Origin of the sequence: Paenibacillus swuensis, assembly GCF_001644605.1 — a bacterium.
GTDB lineage: Bacteria > Bacillota > Bacilli > Paenibacillales > DY6 > Paenibacillus_N > Paenibacillus_N swuensis.
On record NZ_CP011388.1, the window covers coordinates 831,267 to 854,279 of the forward strand.

General features: G+C 49.9%; 19 protein-coding genes and 1 pseudogene. All 20 read right to left on the bottom strand.

Annotation, left to right across the window (positions count from 1 at the left end):
* Window positions 1-93: 93 nt before the first annotated feature.
* The 20 genes and pseudogenes from SY83_RS23610 to SY83_RS03650 all read right to left on the bottom strand — a co-directional run bounded on the left by SY83_RS23610 (window position 94) and on the right by SY83_RS03650 (window position 23,010).
* Window positions 94-3,240: a GH32 C-terminal domain-containing protein gene (locus tag SY83_RS23610; protein ID WP_068604305.1), complete on the bottom strand. Its 3,147-nt coding sequence runs from the start codon at window positions 3,238-3,240 to the stop codon at window positions 94-96.
* 225 nt (window positions 3,241-3,465) lie between these two features.
* Complete coding sequence (locus tag SY83_RS03550) at window positions 3,466-4,659, bottom strand: ROK family transcriptional regulator (RefSeq protein WP_082882290.1); 1,194 nt, start codon at window positions 4,657-4,659, stop codon at window positions 3,466-3,468.
* 289 nt (window positions 4,660-4,948) lie between these two features.
* The gene (locus SY83_RS03555) at window positions 4,949-5,128 is read right to left on the bottom strand and encodes a hypothetical protein (protein ID WP_068604307.1); all 180 of its coding nucleotides are present in this window, start codon (window positions 5,126-5,128) and stop codon (window positions 4,949-4,951) included.
* Between the two features lie 30 nt (window positions 5,129-5,158).
* Entirely contained in the window at window positions 5,159-6,439 is a 1,281-nt protein-coding gene (locus SY83_RS03560; RefSeq protein WP_068604309.1) for an ABC transporter permease, read from the bottom strand.
* Window positions 6,432-7,334, bottom strand: a complete 903-nt coding sequence (locus SY83_RS03565) for an ABC transporter ATP-binding protein (protein ID WP_068604313.1) — start codon at window positions 7,332-7,334, stop codon at window positions 6,432-6,434. Before SY83_RS03565 ends, SY83_RS03560 begins: the two co-directional genes overlap by 8 nt.
* A gap of 26 nt (window positions 7,335-7,360) precedes the next feature.
* Window positions 7,361-8,242 (bottom strand): ABC transporter ATP-binding protein, encoded by an 882-nt coding sequence (locus SY83_RS03570; protein WP_068604315.1) that lies wholly within the window; start codon window positions 8,240-8,242, stop codon window positions 7,361-7,363.
* Complete coding sequence (locus SY83_RS03575; RefSeq protein ID WP_068604317.1) at window positions 8,235-8,642, bottom strand: GntR family transcriptional regulator; 408 nt, start codon at window positions 8,640-8,642, stop codon at window positions 8,235-8,237. Before SY83_RS03575 ends, SY83_RS03570 begins: the two co-directional genes overlap by 8 nt.
* A gap of 39 nt (window positions 8,643-8,681) precedes the next feature.
* On the bottom strand, window positions 8,682-9,392 hold the full coding sequence (locus SY83_RS03580) for an ABC-2 transporter permease (protein ID WP_082882292.1): 711 nt from the start codon (window positions 9,390-9,392) through the stop codon (window positions 8,682-8,684).
* Between the two features lie 195 nt (window positions 9,393-9,587).
* Entirely contained in the window at window positions 9,588-11,105 is a 1,518-nt protein-coding gene (locus tag SY83_RS03590) for an alkaline phosphatase family protein (RefSeq protein WP_082882293.1), read from the bottom strand.
* An 85-nt stretch (window positions 11,106-11,190) separates the two neighbouring features.
* On the bottom strand, window positions 11,191-11,823 hold the full coding sequence (locus SY83_RS03595) for a LysE family translocator (RefSeq protein ID WP_068604323.1): 633 nt from the start codon (window positions 11,821-11,823) through the stop codon (window positions 11,191-11,193).
* Between the two features lie 415 nt (window positions 11,824-12,238).
* On the bottom strand, window positions 12,239-12,559 hold the full coding sequence (locus SY83_RS03605; RefSeq protein ID WP_068604327.1) for a hypothetical protein: 321 nt from the start codon (window positions 12,557-12,559) through the stop codon (window positions 12,239-12,241).
* A 17-nt stretch (window positions 12,560-12,576) separates the two neighbouring features.
* On the bottom strand, window positions 12,577-13,275 hold the full coding sequence (locus SY83_RS03610; protein WP_068604329.1) for a pirin family protein: 699 nt from the start codon (window positions 13,273-13,275) through the stop codon (window positions 12,577-12,579).
* Window positions 13,276-13,809: 534 nt separating this feature from the next.
* Window positions 13,810-14,268: a DUF420 domain-containing protein gene (locus SY83_RS03615; protein WP_407944611.1), complete on the bottom strand. Its 459-nt coding sequence runs from the start codon at window positions 14,266-14,268 to the stop codon at window positions 13,810-13,812.
* Between the two features lie 23 nt (window positions 14,269-14,291).
* Window positions 14,292-15,188 carry a cytochrome c oxidase assembly factor CtaG gene (ctaG, locus tag SY83_RS03620; RefSeq protein ID WP_068604334.1) on the bottom strand — a complete coding sequence of 299 codons (897 nt, stop codon included), beginning with the start codon at window positions 15,186-15,188 and terminating at the stop codon, window positions 14,292-14,294.
* Between the two features lie 81 nt (window positions 15,189-15,269).
* Window positions 15,270-16,826 carry a response regulator gene (locus tag SY83_RS03625; RefSeq protein ID WP_082882294.1) on the bottom strand — a complete coding sequence of 519 codons (1,557 nt, stop codon included), beginning with the start codon at window positions 16,824-16,826 and terminating at the stop codon, window positions 15,270-15,272.
* Entirely contained in the window at window positions 16,816-18,702 is a 1,887-nt protein-coding gene (locus SY83_RS03630; protein ID WP_068604336.1) for a cache domain-containing sensor histidine kinase, read from the bottom strand. Before SY83_RS03630 ends, SY83_RS03625 begins: the two co-directional genes overlap by 11 nt.
* A gap of 114 nt (window positions 18,703-18,816) precedes the next feature.
* Window positions 18,817-20,550: an extracellular solute-binding protein gene (locus SY83_RS03635; RefSeq protein WP_231891366.1), complete on the bottom strand. Its 1,734-nt coding sequence runs from the start codon at window positions 20,548-20,550 to the stop codon at window positions 18,817-18,819.
* A 43-nt stretch (window positions 20,551-20,593) separates the two neighbouring features.
* Window positions 20,594-21,478: a carbohydrate ABC transporter permease gene (locus SY83_RS03640; protein WP_068604337.1), complete on the bottom strand. Its 885-nt coding sequence runs from the start codon at window positions 21,476-21,478 to the stop codon at window positions 20,594-20,596.
* Between the two features lie 33 nt (window positions 21,479-21,511).
* Window positions 21,512-22,410, bottom strand: a pseudogene (locus SY83_RS03645) (ABC transporter permease).
* A gap of 279 nt (window positions 22,411-22,689) precedes the next feature.
* On the bottom strand, window positions 22,690-23,010 hold the full coding sequence (locus SY83_RS03650) for a cytochrome C oxidase subunit IV family protein (protein ID WP_068604339.1): 321 nt from the start codon (window positions 23,008-23,010) through the stop codon (window positions 22,690-22,692).
* Between the last annotated feature and the right edge of the window lie 3 nt (window positions 23,011-23,013).

Sequence of the window (23,013 nt, forward strand, 5' to 3'; positions counted from 1 at the left end):
AACAATAAAACTTAATTAAATATTAAAACCGCCATGCAGAGGAGCAACGTAGTTGTTATCTCCCTTGAATGGCGGTAAGAATCAGCCTTTTAATTACCAGGTAATTTTGTCGAAATCAGGTGTGTACCCTGCATTATTCGTAAATTGAATCGTGTTGTTCCCCTCGATCAGGTTAACCGTTACGGACTTATTTCCTAACACACCCCAACCACCGGTCGAGCCAAAGCTCACTAGTTGTGGATTCGCCCCATTCACGCTAATATATGCGGATCTTGTTTCCGCTGCCGCGTAATGGATCGTTAACGTATAATTACCGCTATAATCCGCATTCACCCCGTTGAAGCGAAGGACACCGCCGTTGGTGCCGATATTCCCGACCTTCTTGCCACCTGAACAGCTTGAACATGAATCAATAGTCGCACCTTGAATTACAGTATTACTCACGTCTTCTGCTTCGAGAGGATTTATAGCTCTCGTTACTGTCAATTTATCGAAATCAGGCGTGTACCCTACTCCGTTGGTAAACTTGATCGTATTATTGCCTTCGTTCAGGTATACCTTGACCGTTCGCGATCCAAGATCATTCCAACCTCCGGTCCCTGCGAAGCCTATAAGAGCCGCAGAACCTCCATTCACGCTCATATAAGCCATTCTTGGCTCACCTGCCGCATAATTCAACGTGATTAAATATTGACCTGACGAATTCACCTTCACACCGTTGAATTGCAGACTTCCTCCGGCTGAGCCGACATTCGCAACCTTCTTGCCCCCGGAACAACCAGAACAGTTGTCTATCGTCGCACTGGAGAGAATGGAATTAGCGGAATCCTCGGCCTCATACATATCCACTGCTTTCGTTACGGTAATCTTGTCAAAGTCCGGCGTATATCCACTGGTGTTATTGAACTTAATCGTGTTGTTGCCCGCGTTCAAATTCACCTTGACGGTCTTTGTCTTCACTGTATTCCAGCTTCCTGAGGAATCGAAAACTACCGGTGTGGCCGTACTTCCATTGATGCTCATGTAGCCTGTTCTTGTTTCCGCTGAAGCGTAAGAAACCGTTAATAAGTAGGTGCCTGCAGCATTCACGTCAACACCGTTAAATTGCAGACTCCCGCCGTTCGTGCCGATATTGCCTACCTTGCTTCCGCCGGAACAACTTGAACAACTATCAACGGTGGCACCGGAGAGAATCGTGTTGCCTGAAGCTTCAGCCTCTTTAGTTAAGCTGCCACTCATGTACAAATGCTGAAACGCAGACGTTCCATTACTTACGTTCAAGCCATAATATCCGCTCGTGAATGAACCATCGTTAGCATCATGAATCAATGTATTATCCAAGTAAACCTTAATATTCGCTCCGGATGTCACAACCTTGAGATGGTAGGTCGTATTCCTGAACAATTCCAAATTAGATTGAGCCAGAACCGATAAAGAACCGTTCACGTTCTTCATTAGCTTTATATTCTGATTCCCGACGTCGATATTCGCCAGGTACGCATTGGATCCGGTAGTATTGGAACGAAAGACCAAAGCGCCCGCATTTCCATTGGATATTCTTACATCGGCTTCATAAGTAAAATCGCCGCCCTGAACGGAGGACAGATTGAATGTATCCGAACCAGACCGTCCCTGCTTGCCATACATCGTATCCGCCCACTCCCCATTCTGAGCTGTCCAGCCCGTGAGATTCGAGACGAAAGGCGATTTCCCCCAAGCTTTGTTCATGGGATAGAATTGCATCGAATTCAAGGTGACATTAGCCCCCGTAGAGTAGAGCTCCAGCCCTGTGCTGTTGCGATCCGGGAAAATAAGGTCAGATATCAATTCCTTCCCGTTATTACCGAATACGTCAACGGAAGCTCGGTCTACGTAAATCCGCAACTTCACTTTTCCGCTTCCGTCCGGTGACAGCGGCGCGTTATGACGAGCGGCAAAGCCGCTGTTCGCCAGGAAATTAACATTGCCGGAGTTTGTTCGGTCCACAAACATCTGAGCGTTGTTCTTATCATATCCAACGGTTGTATACTGACCTCCGCCTTTACGAACCTTGAAACCGAACTCGCTTGCCGAAGTCGTGTTCACTTGGAATTCAGCTACAATTTCATAAGAATCCCCGGAAAGTCCGGACAACAGGTTGCTTCCTGGAGAAATTGTAGTGCTTCCCCAAGACATCGGATTCCCGCGAAGCGTTTCCATCTCCGCTACCGGCGTTTGCTGTAACCTGATTCCTTCCGGATATGTAACCAGCTTCATTTCCTTCGGAATACCGGTAATCCCTTTCCAGGTTGTTGCCGGAATCGCCCAACCATATTTCCAGTTGCTCTCCCAAGGGATAATGATACGTCTGCCGTCAGGCGTGTCGCTGAACGAGATACCGGCATAATCATCTCCGCCGTAGTTGCCCCACAATACCGTTGAGCCTGGGTTGCTGTTCGTAAATGTCGTCCCGTCGAAATCCCCTATGAAATACTGCCAACCCGAGCCGCCTGCGGGAGTCTGGCTGTTATTGCTGTTGATACTAACCACCATAACCCACTTCGTCGCACCGTTACCGTCCACTTGCAGAGGAAACAAATCCGGACACTCCCAAGTTCCTACATGATTGCCTTGTCCTGCACCGAAGTCGCTAGACCAAGTCCAATTTTTTAAATTAGTTGAAGAATAAATTTTAATACGATCTCCTGCTGTTATAACCATATTCCATTTGCTGGAGTTGCTGTTCCAGAAAACTTTGGGATCGCGAAAATCGGATACTCCCGGATTAGGAATGGCCGGGTTACCGGCATACTTCGTCCACGTACGCCCTTTATCCGTACTGTACGCCAACCCTACCGTTTGATTACCATAAGAGAATACGGCAATCATAGCCTCATGACCAAATCCGGCGGTGTTATTCCAGTCAATGACAGCACTCCCCGACTGAATTTCCATAGCTCCTTCCGGATAAAGAGCAATCGGCAGATGGTTCCAATGAACGAGGTCTTTACTTACCGCATGTCCCCATTGGATAGGCGGGCCCCCGTCTTTACTGTTTGGCTGATGTTGATAAAACAGGTGGTATCCACCCGCGTAGTAAACAAGTCCATTCGGATCGTTCAACCAACTGGTTTCCGGAGAAAAATGGTATTGGGCCCGATATGTTTCATCATAATATCCGTAATCTTCCGCGTAAGCCGCACCTGCCGTAATACTTAAGTACAATAAAATGTTAACAATTACAAAATACACCTTCTTCATTACAAATCACCCTTTACATAGAATATGAGATTCGATAGTGCTGCCTTGTCGTCGAATTCCTCCTTTACCATTCATGTTTGTTAGCGCTTTCAAATACAATATACACCTATTGCATGATTTAATAAAGTGTTTTATTCAAAAAAATATTTAATTTAATAGTCAAAAAACCGCCAAAGCAGAGGACATCATCGTTGTCCCCTTCCCTGACGGTGAAGGTTATGTCTATTATATTTTAGAAAAAGCCAAGTAGCTTGAAGGCTGATTCAGTATGGAATCAATAGCGATTGTTGCTGATCCGATTAGAATATCATCTTGTTCGAATGAAGATAATTCAACTTTGACACGATTCGAAATATCCGGCAGGACATTTTCTTTAATGGTTTTGCTGATCGTGTCGATTAACAGATCACCTGCCGCCGAGAACTCATCGCCTATAATGATTCGGTCGGGATTGTAGATGTTCACAATATTAACCAGGCCGAATCCTAGAAACCAAGCTGCCTTACGTACGGCTTCCTCCGTCGTCGCATCCTTGTCCTTAAGATCTTTCCAGACGGATCTCAACGAGGTGTGCTCCTTGTTCAGACTTTTGAGCAGCGCAGAAGTGGAACAGTACAATTCCAGACATCCCTGATGACCGCATTCGCATTTCGGCCCGTTGTAATCAATGCTCATGTGTCCAATTTCCCCGGCGATCCCCAAGGATCCTTGAAACACCTTCCCGTCAACAACGATGCCGGCTCCGACGCCCTGTCCCGCCGCAACGTAAATCATAACACCATGATCTTGATGAGGTTCGTCAAACCACCAGTGAGCCATTGCCCCGGCTTTAGCGTCATGTTCAATATAGACGGGTATGCCAAATGTGTTTGCCAGATCCTCTTGGATGTTGATTTTCTCCCATCCTGGGAAAAAGGTCATGAGCGCGATTCTTCCTTCATTGCGAAACAGGGGTCCGGGTGTTGCAATCCCTATGGCCATGACCTGTCCGGTCGTGTTCATCTCTATCGTCTCGGCTATAAGTTTCTTCATATTCTCGAATGCCGTAACGGAGCTGTCCAGCGTATTAATCGTAATCTGCTTGAGACTGTACTCGTTTCCTTCGAGATCATACATGGCGACCGAGATGAACTTACGGGCAAGTCGAATCCCGATAATCTTATAGGGCTCGCTATTCAATTTAATTCCGATGGAGCGCCGCCCCTTCTTACCGTCAATAATGCCCGTCTCGACAACAAGTCCCCAACTAATCAGCTCATTTATAATATTCGTTATGGTAGATTGATTCAGTCCGGAGGCTTGAGTGAGTTCAGCTCTGGAGCAAACCTGCCTCTTCCGCATGAGACGGATAACCAGAGATCGGTTCATTTCCTGCACATCTTCCAAATTCGTTCCTTGCTTGGATTTGGATACGATCATTTATTATCCCTCATGTCTATTTATTGATTGTATAAATTAATGAATCAAATAATTATACAACAATTTACAAGATCAGAACAACACGGAATATTCTTATAAGCTCTAGCCATGTATAAAGCCTCGATGAAACATCGCGGTTCATCAAGATTTTCAGCACACAGTCTGTGCTTGTGATTGTAGACGAGGAATAGTTTCATCCGCTTTGCAAATTATTGAAGCAAAAAAAGCCATAAAACCAGCCATGATAATGACTGGTTTTATGGCTTTACGCTCATTAATGTCTCTCCGTTTATCCAACAAGCTTCTTTCCTCTGTTCTTGCTAAATTGAAAGATGGAGTAAATGCTTCCCGCAAGAATCAAACCGATTAGCGCACCCTCTACGAAGTCCGGGACACTTACTTCCGAGCGGGATAACAGGATGTACACCACAAGCAGAATCGAGTTCACCAACGGCACTGCATTTCTCATGTTCATTCCTCCAATAATTATATGTTTTGTTTAACTCTTGTAAGCCCGCATCGCCTTGCGAAGCTCCTTCATCGACGGCCGCTTGCCGTACATCAGTACACCGGTACGGTAGATCCGCGCGGACAGCCAGCCGAACACGGCGATGGACGCCACCAAGATCGCGATGGACAACGCGATTTCCCACAACGCCGGGTCGGCGGTGCCGATCCGCAGAATCATCGCGTACGGGCTGAAGAACGGGATGAACGAAGCCGCCACAATCAGCGGTGCGTTCGCGCTGCTAAGCCCGAAGATGGCGATGTAGAATCCGCCCAACGACAGGAACGTCAGCGGCATAACCGCCTGACCGAGATCTTCCGTGCGGGACACGAGCGAGCCCACAGCAGCGAACAAGGTCGCGTACATAAAGTAACCCAGCAGGTAGAACACGATAGCATACACCACTAGCACCGGATCAATGTCACTAAAGTGAATATCCATTTCTTTAAACTGATCAATATTATGCGGCAGCAAGAAGTTGATCACACCAACCGCAATAAATAAGAGGATTTGCGTAATGCCTACGATGAACATCCCTATGATTTTGCCGAACATCTGGGTTAATGAATTGACGCTCGTAATTAGCACTTCCATCACACGTGAGCTCTTCTCGGCGGTAATCTCCGAGGCGATCAGCTGGCCGCTGCCCATGATTCCCATGAACAAAAGAATAATTGTCACGTACACAACGCCCGCCGCCATCGCGATTTCAGAGGAAGTTTTGCCGTTCTTGACGCTGCCCGTGCCGCCTTCCGCGGAAATTTGCACTGGCGTTATTTCAATCGGCGCGTAGATCAACGTCTTCTGCTCATCGGTCAAGCCGGCGTTCTGGAGAACCAAATCCGTCTTCACCACTTGCAGCGCCGTCTCCAATTCGCCTACAGCACCCACATTGATGGAACCTTCAGACTTATAAGTAAAGGTCGGGAAGGCGTTGCCTTGCTCTTCAACTTCCAGGTAGCCTTCGATATCTCCGGATGCCAGAGCTTTTTTGAAATCAGACTCATCCTTCGCATCCTTCACCTTCACCAGCACAATATCCGGCTTCTCCTGCTTGGCGAAATACGCATCCAATCCCGCGATCACCTCGCTGTTCCCCGAATCAATCACACCGACCTTGCGCGGATCATCATTGTCGAACAAGGAAATAATCAGCGGCAAATGAATGACAACCGAAATAATGAGTGCAATAACCAGCGATGTGATCACAAATGATTTCGTTCTAAGCTTGTTGCGTACCGTAAACCCGATAACCGTTCCCAAGTTATGCATGACGCTCACCCACCGATCTGATAAAGATTTCGTTTAGTGTTAATTCCGGCACTTCGAACTTCTGCAGGGGGCCTTGGCTCATCGCAGCAGCGAGCACGTCTTGCGCCGCTTCCGGACGATCAATCCCCAGCACGTAGCCTGATTCGGTGCGCTTTACGCCGGTCACACCTGCCACCGATTCCAACCCGCGAAGCTCGTGTTCCACGCCCAGCACCACTTTTTCTTTAGGGAATGAACGTTTAATGTCCTTAACCGAACCTTTCAACACCGTATTCGACTTGTGCAAAATGGTAATGTTCCGGCACAATTCCTCCACATGCTCCATGCGATGGGTCGAGAACAGGATCGAAGCGCCGTTGTCGCGCAGCTCCTTCACCGTTTCCTTCAGCAGCTCCACATTCACCGGGTCCAATCCGCTAAACGCTTCATCCAGCACCATAATTTCGGGATTATGGATGACCGCGGCGATGAACTGGATTTTCTGCTGGTTCCCTTTGGAAAGCTCCTCCACCTTCTTATCGTAGTACTCCGGCACCTCGAACTTTTCCAGCCACCGCTTCAGATCCGTGTCCGCCTGCTTCCGGGACACGCCGCGCAGCTGGGCGAGATACAGAATCTGCTCGCTCACCTTCACCTTGGGATACAAGCCCCGCTCTTCCGGCAGGTAGCCGATCCGACGCGAGTTCGCCAGCGTCTGCTTCTGTCCCTTCAACCGGATTTCACCGCTATCCGGATAAATTAAGCCCAGCACCATGCGCATCGTGGTTGTTTTGCCGGCGCCGTTCGCCCCCAGCAACCCGTAAATTTCACCCGGCTGTACTTCCAGGGAAATGTTGTTTACCGCTGTTTTGTCCGCGTATTGCTTCGATACATTGGTTAATTGTAGTGCGCTCATCGTTCACGCTTCCCTTCATCCTCAGGTTATTTCTGTTCATTCCTTATGATATAGTACATGATGTCATCCAAGTCCAACGCTTCTGTCCGCATGACCGGCAAACCCTTGCCAACCAGCTCTTGCTCTGTGGCGCCCGCGTCTGAAGTTACAACCCGTGTCAGATTTCCCTCAACGGTAGATTCTACAGCCGCACCGATTTCACCTTCCACGATGCCGTCCACCCAGTACACTTTCCATTGCCTGAACAGTTCATCCTTCTCATACACCCCAAGCACCTTGCCCTTGTATACAAAAATAACGATGTCCGCCAGCCTCCGCACCTCTTCAATGATGTGCGTAGCCATGACGATGGTTCGGTGTCCGTCCTCCATAAAGGATGTAAGCCGGTCCGTCATCTGCCTCCATACGAGCGGGTCCAGCCCTGACGACGGCTCATCGAGCAGCAGCAGCTCCGGGTTGCGCGCCAGCCCGACCGCAAGATCGAACCGGCGTTGCTCCCCTTTGGACATCTTTTTCAGCTTACGGGTAAGATCGATGTCCCAAGCCGCAATGAGCGAGCGGAATAACGCTTCATCCCAAGCGGGATACCAATGCTTGATAAAGCTTGCTTCGTTAGCCGCGGTTACGGAGTCGTCGGTGTACTCCGATGACTCCGGTACATAGCTGACACGCTGCTTCTGCTCCGGATCCTGATGAGCGGGGTTCACGCCCTGCACCCGTAACTCCCCTTCGTCCGGCTGCATCAAGCCCAGAATCATACGCATCAGCGTACTTTTTCCGGAGCCGTTGGGCCCGACAATGGCATACACGAGTCCGCGCTCGAATTCCAGTTCCAGGGGACCCAGTTCCATGGATCTCCCCAATTGCTTGCGCACGCCGTTGAAAGTTAACACCGCGCTGTTATTCATCTTGACCCGCTCCCTTCCCGTATTTGTTCTCCAGCACATGCATGAACAGCTTCTTCAGCTCATTCGCTCGGTACTGGGCTCGGATCCCGGTATCCACCGCCGCTTCCAGCGCCTCGGTTACTTCCTTGAGCCGAAATTTGTCGAGGTTGCCGGTCTCGATTTTGCTGACAAAAGTGCCCGTGCCCTGCTTCGTCCGCAGCAACCCCTCGTTCTCCAGATCCTGATATACCCTCCGGATGGTGATGACGCTGCAAGAAAGCTCTTGAGCAAATTCGCGAATCGATGGCAACAGCGTTCCCTCGGGCAGTTGGCCGTTAATGATCAAGCCGCGGAGCTGCACTTCTATCTGATGATAAAGCGGTTCCGGGCTGTCCTCTTTCAATTGGATCGGTATGCGCATGGGGGTCCACCTGCCTTGCTGTTTACTGTAGTTATCATGTTATCTGAACTCCCTGCGGTAAAGATGACGTATTGTGATGTGATATCCCGCGTACCATGTGAGACATCCAATGAGAATGGACACGGCCGGCAGCAGGGGACCGTACTGAACTTGGCCTTGGATCAGGTGCTGCGTAATGCTCCAATTCAAGACTCCGGCCACGATTACCACGATCAAAAGGAGAATGGTCATGACGAAATTCGTCATAAGATATCGCTTCCCGGAGTAGCCCAATTCATAGTATACATAGCAGGCCGACATGATCATGGAGTAACCGACAAGGGTAATTGTGAAGCCGATATATGGAATCAGGGTTAAAGCACCGTTCATCCTCTCCGTCAAAAAGTAAAGTACCGTGAACAACGTTAACGTGTTATAAATCGTGCATATGATGATATTGAGGAACCGGGCCAGAACCACCTCTTCAATGCGGATCGGCATGGTGCGATATAGCGCCATCCGCTTCGTAAACGTGTCATTCTTTATATAATTGAGGTAATCCTTCGTAAACGAGATGCCGAGCACGGATGGAAAGATGACAATCAACAAATCCGGCGCGATGCTCCATTGATCTTCCTCCACATGCAGGAGCCCGCCTAGGATGAGCACAAAGTACATGCCTCCCAGGAACGTCCACAGAAAACTCCACTTGTTCACCTTCAAATCTCGCTTGGTCATGAACCACGCGTTGCGCATCATGGTCTTGGTCATTCTGATCACCCTCGCAGTGTATATACTGTATATATTTATATACACAGTATACTCAGACGGAGGGGAGGATGCAATAGTAATGTTGGATTATTTTGAGAAAAATTTGTTGGAGGTGGTAAAACAGGTCATAAAGAGGGGGGAACGGTGGATGGTATTAGCCAAAGAGCAAGTGAATTCATGGTTTAGGTTAAGGGGTTAAGGAAGGTTTAAAGGGTTACGGGAAAGTGTCAGCTTCATGAGATAATGCTTCAAGTCGACGATCCGATTCGTCTCCGGCCGCAGCTCACTCCCGCAGACGATGAAAGGAATCAGCGTATCCTCCTTGTGCAGGGAGCCGTGGGCACCTCCTCCGACATGCGACGGAGAATAGCGATCCGCCAGTTCATAGCCGGGCTTTGCGGAAATGACCAAATAATCAACCGCATGGGAATGCAGCGCCGCTTGCAGCCTGCGCAATCCATCCGGGTAGGCGTCGTAAGTGATGCGGCCTTGGGCGATTCGGACATCGAGCACGCCCGGATAGCCCTCCAATGTCCAGGACTGCCCGTAGCCATCGGTCAATTCGCCGCCTTTTCTGTAGCTTAGCTTGGCACTTTCCGTACCGGTGGATAAAGCGCGAATCCATTCGCCGTCCCGCCAAGCGACGAAGCCGATTCGCTCTTCTGAGAGCAGCGGTTTCGCGACGTCTTCCCAAGGCATTTCGACTTTCAACTTATATAGATAGGCCATCGTTTCATTGACGGCCAGCACCAGTTCGGTCTCCGCCCGCACCTTGCCTCCGGTTCGATGCAGCTTGTATGCGCGCAATGTTTGGTCCAGCCGTACGATGGCTTGCTTCTTCCCCGACCGAATCTGCGACACCCCGCTGTCCCCCATCACAACGAAAACCGCCTGCTCCAAAGCCTCCTCCCGCGAGCCAAAAGCATCCATCAACCGCCCCAACCGCTCATCCGCTTTCACGACCAGTTCCAGTCCCGGTGGTCCACTCTTATGCAATGGCTTGTCCAAATCGGGCATGTAAACATACAGGAAATCCGGCAGCATGCTGCTCTGTATCAGATATTGGGCGCTATCCACCGCAAAATCGTCATTAAAGCCCATTCGAACCGCAGGGCCGTCGGATAAGTTAATTCGATCCTTCAGCGGATTCAGGAGAGATCCGAACGTGAGAAACTCCGGCCCCTTCACCTTCAATTGCTTCGGCAGCACAGTGAAGAGGCTCATCCACCAAGGAAACTTCATCTCATGCTCGGATGATCCCCTGTAGATGATGCCGTTGATGGAACCGGATGTAGCACCGTGCTTCGCCAAATCTTCGTAGATGGTCGTGATTTCCTTGCTCAGGTGGCGCCTGTTCAACTCATGGATAGAGCTATGTAACACCTGATTAATTCCGTGCTGCCAGATCTCCTTCGCTCCGGTGCCGTAGTTGATGAGGCGCTGTTCTTCCTTGTCGTACCAGATCAGCCCCGGAACTCGGTGACGATCCGGGTATGCGCCGGTGAGCAGCGTGCAGTCAATCGCCACGGACATCGTGGGGAACGAGCTGACCATCTCGGGATTCATAAATCCGTTCTCTATCAGATAGGAGAATGTGGGAAGGAGCCCCAGCTTTCGTCCTTGCTCTAAAGCATTCGTCAGAAGGGAGTCGATGACGAGGAGGAGCACTTTTTTGCCGTTACCCGTACCGAAATTCATGATTTTTTCCGTCATCGTTCTCTCTCCTGCCCATGGTTATGTATACCATAGTATGGTAAAAGAGGGTGCTCGCTATTCTCGGGTGAACCGGAGCGCAGGGTTACCTTCTCTGATCCGTGGCCATGCTTAGCGCGAGTCCGCCCAAGACGGTTGCCATGAACCAGCGTTGGATGTGGAGCCAGAACGGACGCTGACCGAACCACACCGCCACCTGTCCCGCGAACAGAACAATCAGCAGATTGACCATGAAACTGATCGTGATTTGAGTGAACCCCAAGAGTCCCGTTTGAAGCACAAAGGATCCATGCTCCGGACTTTGAAATTGCGGCAGCAGCGTTACGTAAAGGACAGCAATCTTGGGGTTCAGCAAGCTGGTGAGGAGTCCAGTGAAATACAGCCTTCTGGGACGCTCCACCGGCAGAGTCTGCGCCTCAAGTATGGAGCGTGCTCCGGGCTTCACGGCATTCCAGGCTAACCACAACAAGTAGAAGGTGCCTGCCCATTTGATCGTATCGTATATTACAGGTACATGCTTGAACAGCACCGACAATCCCATGACCGTAGCAACGACATAGACCAGAAATCCGGTGACGATCCCCAGCAAAGAGATGATGCCTGCGCGTTTGCCTTGGGTGATGGAACGGGAGATCAAGTAAATCATATTCGGTCCGGGTGAGCACACCATGCCTAGGGAAACGAGGGCAAACGCGGCCAAGCTGCCTATGTCGATCATCTATATTCCTCCTGTGGCTCAACAAAGTTTCTTTGCTAGCTATAAGCATTACACTAATTGGAAGGACCCTGTCAACATTTTTCCAAGTATATTCACCAGAGTTAACAGCACGCCAAGAGGTTACTACATTATATGAAACGAACTCAGAAGAACCTTAGCTTGGTATTTTAAAGTATTCACAGTTTTAACGAATCCAGGAAATGCTTAAAGCACGTTTGAGCCTGTTTCAAAGCATGTTTATCCATATAAGCATCGTCTCGATTCGTTAAAGTCCAGATCTTGTGAATAATCAGCTCTAAGGCTCGCCCAGATTCGTTAAACATTTTTGGAGCTTGCCCGTTCGAGTACTCTACTAGCACCTCCACCTACCCCACACACAAAAAAACCAACCCTGCTAACACAGGATTGGCCCCCACTACACCTTCTCGTTCGTATACGCTTTTCGTGAATCCACGCCGATCGTCAACACCTGATCCGCTTTATCATAACGCACATCCGGCGTCCTGCGGCCGTAATACCAGCATTTATTGTATTGAACGCCGTTCTCTTCTTCCATGTAGAACAGGTTCAGTTCATCTTTATAGCCCCGAACCAGATCGGCCACGTCCGCCGGCACCTGTTGAACCGTAAAGATCCAGCCCTCCACAGCCATCTCCACGTCAAAAGAGACCCCCGCACTCAACGTATTAAACAACATCCGCCCGGTTACATGCTTAATCAACAGCTTCTTTTTCATGAATGCCTCCCTTACCGTTAAGGCAGATCGATCAAAAGAAACATCGACGCCTGTTCTGCCGTAATCTGAAGCTCTGACGTCTCTGTGATTCTGGCAGCGTCGCGTCTGGCCAGAACTTCGCCGCTGCCCAGCTTGAGCTCGCCTTCAATGACCGAGATATAGATGCGTCGGTTCGGCTCCTGCTTGAAATCAAGCGATGACCCCGGCGTTAATTCCGAAATATACATCGTCAAATCCTGATGAATATGCGCGATGCCCTCGCCGGATTGTTTGGAGACGATTGGCAACAACGCATTCTGCGCTTTGGCTATATCGTATCGGGTAGCTTCATAGGAAGGGGCAAGCTCACGCTGATCCGGGGTAAACCAGATTTGCATGATGTGCACTTCTTCTTCGCCCGGGTTGACCTCGGAATGAATAATGCCCGTGCCTGCCGTCATGCGCTGCACTTCACCGAACGTCGTCGTGACCGTGTTGCCTTCGCTGTCTTCATGCTTCAGGTGACCCTTCAGCACAACGGAGACGATCTCCATCTCGCGGTGCGGATGCGCGCCGAAGCCTTTGCCGCCGTGAATAATATCGTCATTAAATACGCGAAGCGGCCCGAACCCGATGTTGTCTGGATCATAATAGTCTCCGAACGAAAAACTGAAATTACTCTGCAACCAACCCAAATCCCCTGAGTGCCGTGATGATGCGGGATACAGCTGAATCATCGTTCCTCACCCTCCATGTATATATCTATATATTGCTGCTTTCCTTAACATACCATACTTAGCCCCGTTAAGAGAAATGTCTCAGCAATTTTCATGCCACTCCGTCCAAAAAGAGACAGGACCCCAACTCTCAGAATGCTTAAATCGTTGCCCCGCATGTTGCACAAGTCGCCAGGTTCATGGATCCAACCACTCTACCTCTAAGGAACTCAGTTAGCGCTAATCGCTCATTTTAAACGTGTTTATTATTCTAACGAACCCAGTTAGCGCTATTTATCTAAAATCCACCGAAAACTGGGCCAAAACAGCAATTAGCGTGATCTCAGTTCCTTGGAGCAGGAAAAGGGTGTGTTTAAGCAAATTAGCGTGTCCTGAGTTCCTTAGAATGTTAGAGCGTTATCGTACATCCGAGAGCTTCCCCTTCCACCAACTAGATCATTACGTGCATCTTGGCACACGCATTACGCACACACGCACCCACACGCATAAAAAAAAAGCCGACCGCATCACGGCCGACTTCATCATTCAATTGCATTACATCCCAAAAATCGCGTCAATCAAAGACTTCTTATGCTCCGTCGGATAGATAATGTACAGAATCAGATAAACCGACAGCCCCGTGATCGCGGTAATAAACCAGATAATCGAGGTAAATCGGCCGATTTTTCGATGTTTGGCGTACTTCTCTTTATAGCCGAGCACCAACGTAACGATTCCGAACACCCCCGCGGTCGTGGCCAGCACGATGTGGAACAACAGGAACACCAGATAATAAGGCTTCAACCAATCCGGGCCCGCGTAAGGCGTACTACCCAGAATAAACACGCGAAGCAAATACATGATGAAGAAGATTAACGCCGCTAACGCACCCAGCTGCATAACACGTTTGTGGGCTTCCCGATTGCCTTTAATGATTAACACCCAACCAATCGCGACAAGAATCGCACTGATCACAATAAAGGAGGTGGATATGAAGGGTAGAATTTGAAACAAAAGATTCAGCTGCCTTTCTCCTGTTAAATAGGTTGTCCGTTCCGGGTGATGTTCTCTTCCTTATTCTCACGCTTGAACCATTGTCTGAACACATAGGCCAAAATAACGCCAAACACCGCTTCTTGCAGCAATTTCATCAGCGTACCGCCCAGTTGCTGATCGTCCAGCGGCGACATCAGGTTAAACACCGTGGACGGCCCGCCTTCGAACATCTTCAGCAAGTCGGCCGGGTTGCCAGGCACACAGTATCCCATAGCGTCCGCCCATACCTTCGGATCGTTGTACACCGCGTACATAGGATCGCCGGCAAAAATAATCAGCGCGCATGAAGGGGTCAACAGCAACCCGTTCAGGAAAATATAGCCCATCTTCCGAAGCTCGGTCAATCGGTTATATTCCGGAACCGGGCACATAATATGCCACCACATCATGAACGCGGCTACGAGAAGCGCCAGGTAATACGCCGTGTGTAAAGCATAATTCGTCATAATCGTATCATGCACCTGCGGAATATGGTAGAACGAGAACATCGTATTGAATAATACCGCCGTAAAGATCGGGTGCATTAGCGCACGGTTCTGTGGATTTCCCAGTTTACGCAGGAAAGGTCTCCAAATCCATGCCGGAATGCCCAGCAAGATTAACGGAGGCACGATAATGTAAGAAATCGACATCACTAACATATGAAAAGTAAACATCAAATGTCCCATTAAATCCAGCGGACCGCCTTGCACGAGATAGAACAAGAATAATCCTGTATAAAACAGCGTTTGCTGCCTCTTCGTGACAGGCACGGAATCCTTGAAGCGATTACGCTGAGGTCCGGTCAGAAGCCAGTAACTTGCTGCAATGAATAGCATGAAGATCATAAAGAAAGGGCTGAATAAAGCCGTATAGCCAAACACATCAAGTCCCCACATCTCTAGTCCTCCTTTCTCTTATCATTGTACTGGAACCCGACAATAATTCCTAATTACAAATTCATGAACATTCTTCCTCTGTCAAAAAAATTTATGCCTGTACTCCAGCGGAGAGATCCCCTCTAACTCACGAAATGTCCTGGCGAATTGTTTCGGGTTGTCGTAGCCTACCTTTTGCCCCACTTCAAATACCTTGTCATCCGTCTGTTGCAGCAGTTCCTTCGCCTTGAGGATCCGAATCCGCTTCAGGTAGTTCACGAAGTTTTCCCCGGTGTAGGATTTGAACGATTGGCTGAAATACGTATAGTTCAAGGAGACGTGATTCGACACCATGGTCATGCTGAGTTCCTTATTGTAGTTGGCATGGATGTACTCCAAGGCTTTCTTCATTTCCTTCTGGTCCAAATGCACGGATTTCAGGCCGTTAATATACTCGTTCAGCAGCATGAGCAGGTTCTCAACATCGTGTAAGTATTCGTGGAACGTACCGCAGCTGTACATATTGCCGACTTTCTTGTACATCTTCAGAATATCGACGGACTCCTCGCCGTATACGTGAAACACCCGGTCGAACACCAGCTCGTTGAGCGCTGTGCTGATCGCTTCCAGGTCTTCAATGTCCCATGTGTTCATCTTCGCGACGTCCAGCACCTCGAGCAGCAAAGACCGCATCTGTTTATCCCGATGGGTGCCGAGCATATTGGCAATGCGCCGGATATTCTCGAGCGGCAGATCCTCCTGCCTGGGCCTACCGCTGATGCTTCCATAGGAAATCATCACGGCCTTGGGATGAAGGAAGCCGTATTTCAGCGCTGTCTTAGCCTGAAGGTAACTCTGCCGGAGGGCGCCCAGATCCGCGCTGCGGTTGCTGATCCCGATGAGGGCGCGTTGAAACGGCTGATCCTGCAGACCGGCGGCCAGCTTCCGGTAAATCTCCGCATCGTTAGCGATGAGCACGAGATTACCGTCCCGGTCGGTCAGATGCACGGCACAGGCGCCTTCATCCGCGCCGTCCCTCATAAACCGTTCCATGCGTGACAACAACGCGTCATAATGAAGGTTTCGGTAGTCTCCCTCGCCGTGCCTGAGCACACCGACGTGATACCCTTGCGCGAAGTCCTGCAGGCCGATGCGCTCACAAATCTCAAGCACCTTAGCCGGAGACATCCCCTCATCCATCAGGATATTGCCCAGCTGACTTGCGCGCAACTGCTCCAGCACGCTGTCGCTTTCCTGAAGCCGGGAAGCCGTCTCCTCTCCGCGCAACAATTCCGCCTCGGTGCGGCGAACAGCTTCAACCAGCTCATCGCGCTTAATAGGCTTGAGCAGATACTCTTTCACTTCGAAGCGGATCGCTTCCTTCGCGTATTGAAAGTCGTCGTGCCCGCTTAAGATCAGCACGGCGGGCTTTCTTGGCGACGTCTGCAGCTTGCGAATCAGCGCGAGACCGTCCATCCCAGGCATCCGGATATCGGTGATCACGATATCCGCCGGCGCCGCCAGATGGTCCGCCAGCGCTTCCTCACCGTCAGCCGCCATCACCGTGGTGAATCGTCCGGGTAACGCGCGCTGCACCATCGCTTCCACACCCAGCCGAATCTGTTTCTCATCGTCTACAATCAGCAGTTTACGCATCATCCTGCAGTCCTCCGGATAATAGTAGTAGCGGTACGGTCATACGAACCGTTGTAGATTGCCCTGTCTCGCTCAGTACAACGATACCGTAGTCTTTGCCATAAAAGATGCGGATGCGCTGGTTCACGTTGCGCAGTCCGATGCCGCTTCCCTCGGTGAGCGAACCGCCGCGAGGTTCGGAAGGTTCCGGCTCTTCCGTCGCGATTCGTTCGTTAAGCGCGGCCAATGCCGCCGGCTGAATACCTGCTCCGTTATCGGTAATCTCAATCACCATCCCTTCCGGCGAGGCTGCGGCCCGAATCGTAATCCGCAATCCCTCCCGGTCCAGACGGTGAAGGGGCACGCCGTGTTTCACGGCGTTTTCGACCAGAGGCTGCATGGACATCTTCAGCATCTCCTGTTCGTAATAGGCCGGTTCAATTTCCATAATCAACTCTATAGCATTGTCGAAGCGTACATTCATGATGGCGACATAGTTCGTGATATGGTCAAGTTCATCCTTCAGCCGTACATACTCGCTGGACCAGCTGAGATTATAGCGCATCATGCCGCCGAGCGAGGTCAGCGCGTCCGACACACTGTATTGACCCTCAATTTCGGCCATCATCTTAATATTCTCCAGCGTATTGTACAGGAAGTGAGAATCAATCTGACTGCGGAGCGTCTTGAGCTCGGCCTCCTTCGTGGCGGCCTTCTTGTTCACCTCTTCGACAAGGAACGTGTTGATTCGCTTGAGCATTTTGCGGAAATGGAAGGCTAACTCCCCAATCTCCCCGCTCCCCTTGATCGTAATGTCCAAATTGAAATCCCCCCGGTGTATTTTCTTCATGGATTCGGTGAGAATTCGCAATTTTTTGAGGATAAGGGAGTTAAAGAAATAGGTCGTCACCGACAATACCGCCACCATAATCAACATCACAAGAATGATATTGTTACGGGTGTCGTAGATGTCCGTGAACACGTCCTCCAGCGAGACGACGCCGATCATATTCGCTTCCAGCGTGTCCAGATAAGTGTAAACGATAAGATAGGGCACGTCTCCGTCCATGAAATGTCTGCTGCCGATTTCCGTGCTGCGGTTGTTAGCATAGGTCCGGAGCAGCTTCTTGGTTTCCACACCGGCTTCGCTAAGAAAGCGGTTACCAGATTGGGTATAAGCTTCCCCGAACCGATCCAGAATCACCGTCTGCGACGGGTTGCCCGCGACTCCCGAGAACGACTTGGGGAAAAAATGTTCCAATGTCATATCAACCTGAACCGCGCCCGCTTTCATCCCGGTGGAAGAGAGAATATCTCTATACAATGAAATCTTAGGGCCGACTTCTCCGCTCTTGCCGGTAATCAGATCCACAGCCTTGTTTGCGAACACCCAATACTGTATTCCTTCTCGTTTCTGCAGTTCGCGGTACCATGCAGCATTCGTAACCCTGTTCTCATGCAGGAATAACGGCCAGATCTCGTATACATAAGGATTGCTCGTATACATCCGGATATGATCGATATCCGGATTGTTGTACTGCAGACGCAGGAGATTAGGAACGATTTCTTCGTCCATCTGGATCAATTGCTCGGCTGTCCACTCCCGATTCGCGTTCAGGTATTCCTGCGTATCTCGATCGGATAGCACCAGCTGCGCCGTGCGTTCCATCGATTCCATATTGTTGCGGATATTAATCTTCTCAATCTCCATAAACGTACGATTTTCCTGGATGATGGCTTGGATTCGACTAGCATAAAATTCATTAAAGAAATAGCTCGAGAACAATACTGTAGGAAGTAACAGGATAAGCAGATAGGCGATAATCAGCCGGGTCTGAATTGGTAAACGGTCTAACAGGTGTTGAAACCGCACCCGGTGTTCCCTTAGTTGAATCTTCATGGCATCCCTTCCATATGAACGAATATCGCAGCACTTCTATCATATCATCATAGGAAGTCTAGGAAAATAACCCCATAAACCTAATGGCTTATGGGGTGCGCTTCCGTCTTACTATTATTCAGAGAATTTCTCCAGCTTCTTCAGGTTCTCTTCATACCGCTTCTGGCGGTATTCCTCGACTTCTTTAAAGCCCAGGCTGTCGCGCTTCTTGATGAATGTATCCCAGAGCTTGTCGAAGTCGGCTTCGGTCTTGGCCAGCATCAGCTTTGGCAGCGTGTCTCCCCATAACAGGGAAATCTTGTTCGCCTTGACGCCTTCCGGCGTCATGCCGCCCGGCATCGTCAGCTCGAATGCGGAGAAGTCCACCAGCTTGCCCTTGGTCCAATCCCGCGGTTGCTTTACCGGATCTTTGGAAGGCGGTTGCCACTGTTGCAGAATATTACTGTCTCCAAGCCAGGATGCGCCTTCCAGGCCGTATTTCGTAAAGTAGGCCTCTTCGCTTTTCTTCTTCTCTTCCAGAAGCTTAGGTAGAATCTGATCTTTGCCGTCGATGGTATCGTAAGTGACACCTTTCTCGCCCAGATAGAAATCCCGTTGCCCTTCTTCGCTGACCAGGTAACTCAGGAACTTGATTGCGCGCTCTTTATTCTTTACATTTTTGGAAATGAGCGTAAGTGTCCATCCGGAGATGCCCGGTCCGTAGAGTGTCGGCGGTGTCATCTCGGCATTGGCCGGTCCGTCCACAGCGATATACACGCGGTTCTTGTCATTGCGGTAGATTTCTTCGTTCTGGCCCGCCATATCATTCGCTTGATACAAGGAGGCGAAGTAGCGGCCCTGCGTAAATTTTTCATCCATCTGTTGGCGCTTGTCGATGAATACCTCTTTGGAAAGCAGACCTTCTTCATTCGCTTGGCGGAACACCTTCATCCACTTGATGAACTCCGGATCGGTTGTGCGATCGTACACCTTGCCGTCCTTCGCCATCGGAATCGCGAGGAAGTTCTGAAGCAGCGAATCCAGTTTGTCACCGTTCATCATGGAGTAGCTGCCCTTGTCATGAAACTCTGTCAAACCAAGCGGGATCAACGGCTGACCGTTCACCTTCGGGTACTTTTCCTTGGCTGCCTTTAGAGCGCCTAAGAATCCTTCGGGTGTGCGCATATCCGGTTTGCCGAGCGCTTCGTACATATCCTTGCGCACAATAAACGTCTGGTTTGATGTATACGTGTCGCCGTATTTCTTATAATCCATCGGCGATACCGAATAATTCGGCAAACCGTAAACGTTGCCGTCCTCTTGGGTGTACCAAGCGAGCTTCGCCGGATCCGTCACCTTGAAGAAATAGGGGTCATATTCCTTAGCCAGTTCGTTCAGCGGAAGCACCATGCCGCTGTCGATTAATTGTTTCACCACATCTTCCGACCATGAAATGGTCAGCAGGTCCGGCAGCTTGCCGGAAGCGATCATCGTGTTCAGCTTCTCGATCTCATTGCCGGCCGGAATGATCATCTTGAGGTTCACGCCGGTTTTCTTCGTAATATACTTGGTTACCACCGTCTTGCCCCAGTCCTTCGAGGCCCAGGAGAAATTCACATACCAGTCCAGGGTGATCGGCGACGTATCTTCCTTCCAACCCGGTTCGGCATTGGCCGCATCTACGGTGTTGCCTTCGGGAGCAGCAGCCGCATTGCCGTTGCCGGCGGCATTCCCTTCACTGTTCGCAGCCGCTTGACCGACATTACCGTTCGTGTTCTCCCCGTTGCCGCCATTCGAGCAAGCCGTTGTAAATGCAATCATCAGCATCAGTACAACCAGCCAGGTCTTGCGCATGCCATTCTTTGTCATGTTCATACCCCTCTTATATGAATTTAATAGAAACCGTTCGCCGTTACCCTTTCATGGAGCCGATCATTAAGCCTTTGACAAAGTATTTTTGCAAAAAAGGATAGACAACCACAATCGGCAACGTCGTAACGACCATGGTGGCCAACTTCACGGAAAGCATCGTCATGGACTTCTCTATGCTTGTTGTATCCACGATTTCCGAGGTAGCTGCTTGCGTGACAATGCGGTACAGGAACGTCTGAATCGGATGCAAGTCGTTGTTGTTAATGAAGATGACGCCCGTGAAATAATCGTTCCATTGATATACACCATGGAACAAGGCGATGGTAGCAACGACGGGCATGGAGATCGGCAGCATGATTTTGTAAAAGACGGTCAGGTCGTTCGCCCCGTCTATCTTTGCCGCTTCTTCTAAACCTTCCGGAAAATCCCGGAAGTACGCCAGAAAAATCAGCAGATGAAAGAAGTTGAACATGACCGGAATGATATATACCCAGAACGTATCCAGTAAGCCAAGATCCCGGAAGAGCAGGAAGGTCGGGATTAAACCGCCCCCGAAAAACAAGGTAATCGTACCTATCCCCATATACACCTTGCGGCCGAGGAGCTCTCGACGGGAAAAGGCGTAAGCGACCATAGCCGTGAATAGTACATGCAATGCTGTGCCGATTACGGTTTTGGCCACTGTTACACCCATAGCGAGCATAATTCCGTTATCCCGGAATACAGCTATGTAGTTATCCAGGGTAAACATGCGCGGCCACCAGTAGATTCCTCCTCTTAACGCATCCCCGCCTTCGTTCAGCGAGTTGATCAGTACGTACCAGATCGGATATAAGGTAATGAAGCATAGCGCCAGCATGACGAGGTGATTGATGCCTTCGAAAACCGCGTCGCCGAATGATATTCGCTGCCATCGTCTTCCCATTGGTTCCTCCTCCTTTCACGAATAGCCGTAACATTAGAACAGTGACGTGTTATTTATTTTCTTAGTCGTGTAATTCGCCAGCAGCAGAAGAAGAAGTGCCAGGACAATTTCAGCAGTCCTACCGCCGTTGCATATGAGTACATAGCTGAACCGATACCTGTCTGATACACGTAAATATCGATAACATTGGAGGCGCTCTCGTTCAACGGGTTTCGAAGCACAAGAATCTGGTCAAAATTTGAATTCAGCACCCCGCTTACCGCCAGAACAAACAGGATTGATATGGTAGTCGTCATCCCGGGCAGCGTGATGTGGCGCATCTTCTGAAACCGTCCGGCGCCGTCAATCGTAGCCGCCTCGTAAAGCTCGGGGGACACGCCTGCAATAGCGGCAAGATAGATGATCGCTGACCAACCGAGTTCCTTCCAGATGTCCGAAGTAATGACGATTGACCAGAAATAGCCGGGCTCAGCCAGGTAGGATATCGGTTCATCGATGAAGCCGAACGTCATCAGGATGTCGTTAATGATCCCTACATCGGATAACCAGGTGGTCAAAATCCCGCCCAGCACGACCCATGACAGGAAGTGGGGCAAGTATGTGATCGTCTGCACCATACGCTTGAACTTTACGGAACGCAGCTCGTTCAGGAAGAGTGCGAACAAGATGGGCAGCGGAAATCCGATGGCCAGTTTGATCAGCGAGATGCCCAGCGTATTGCGGATGATCAGCCATAAATTCTCATCCTCCAGGAAAGCTCGAAAATGATACAGCCCGACCCACGGCGCCTCGGAGATGGGTTTCGTGATGAAATATTCCTTGAAGGCAATCAGAATGCCGTACATCGGAATATAGTTGAAGATTAGCATCCAGACGACCCCGGCAAGCGCCATCGCCTGTAGATAACGTTGGGCTACAAACTTCCCCAGCATTTTCTTCAGCTTAGTGGCCGGTCCGGGCGGCGGCTTGACGGTCCAGCCTCCGGAAGCTTTGGTCATCGTATGGGGCTGTGCCTGAGGCTTCATATGCATCGGTCCACCCTTTCGTTACAAATGTAAGTGTTTACATTTGTAATTATAGGGGGAACTGAGAGGGGGCGGTAGTCCGATAATTTCATATAAGGGATCGGAATTTCGGATGTTTGATGATGACGCACGACAAAAAAAAGACGGGCCTTCAGGAGGCCCGTCTTTATTCATGTTATTTAAGTTTTACCAGAAAGCCCAGTACAGTGCCATGACCACCATGGAACTTGCGACGAAACCGCCGAACAGCAGACCGATAATCGGGAACAGATGTCCGCGATCTTTCATATGCATCCAGTAAGCTAACTGCATAATGACCTGCAAGGCAGCCATCGTTAGCAAGATGGCGATAACGAATTTACGGTTCATCTCGCCTGCCATAACCGCCGCGAAAGCGATCAGTGTTAATACCAGGGAAAAGATAAACGCGATGTAATGGTTTCTCGGGCCTTCATGAGCGCGGCGTCTTCTGCCGTCTTGCTCCGTCGTTTGTTGAGGTGCAGACATGGA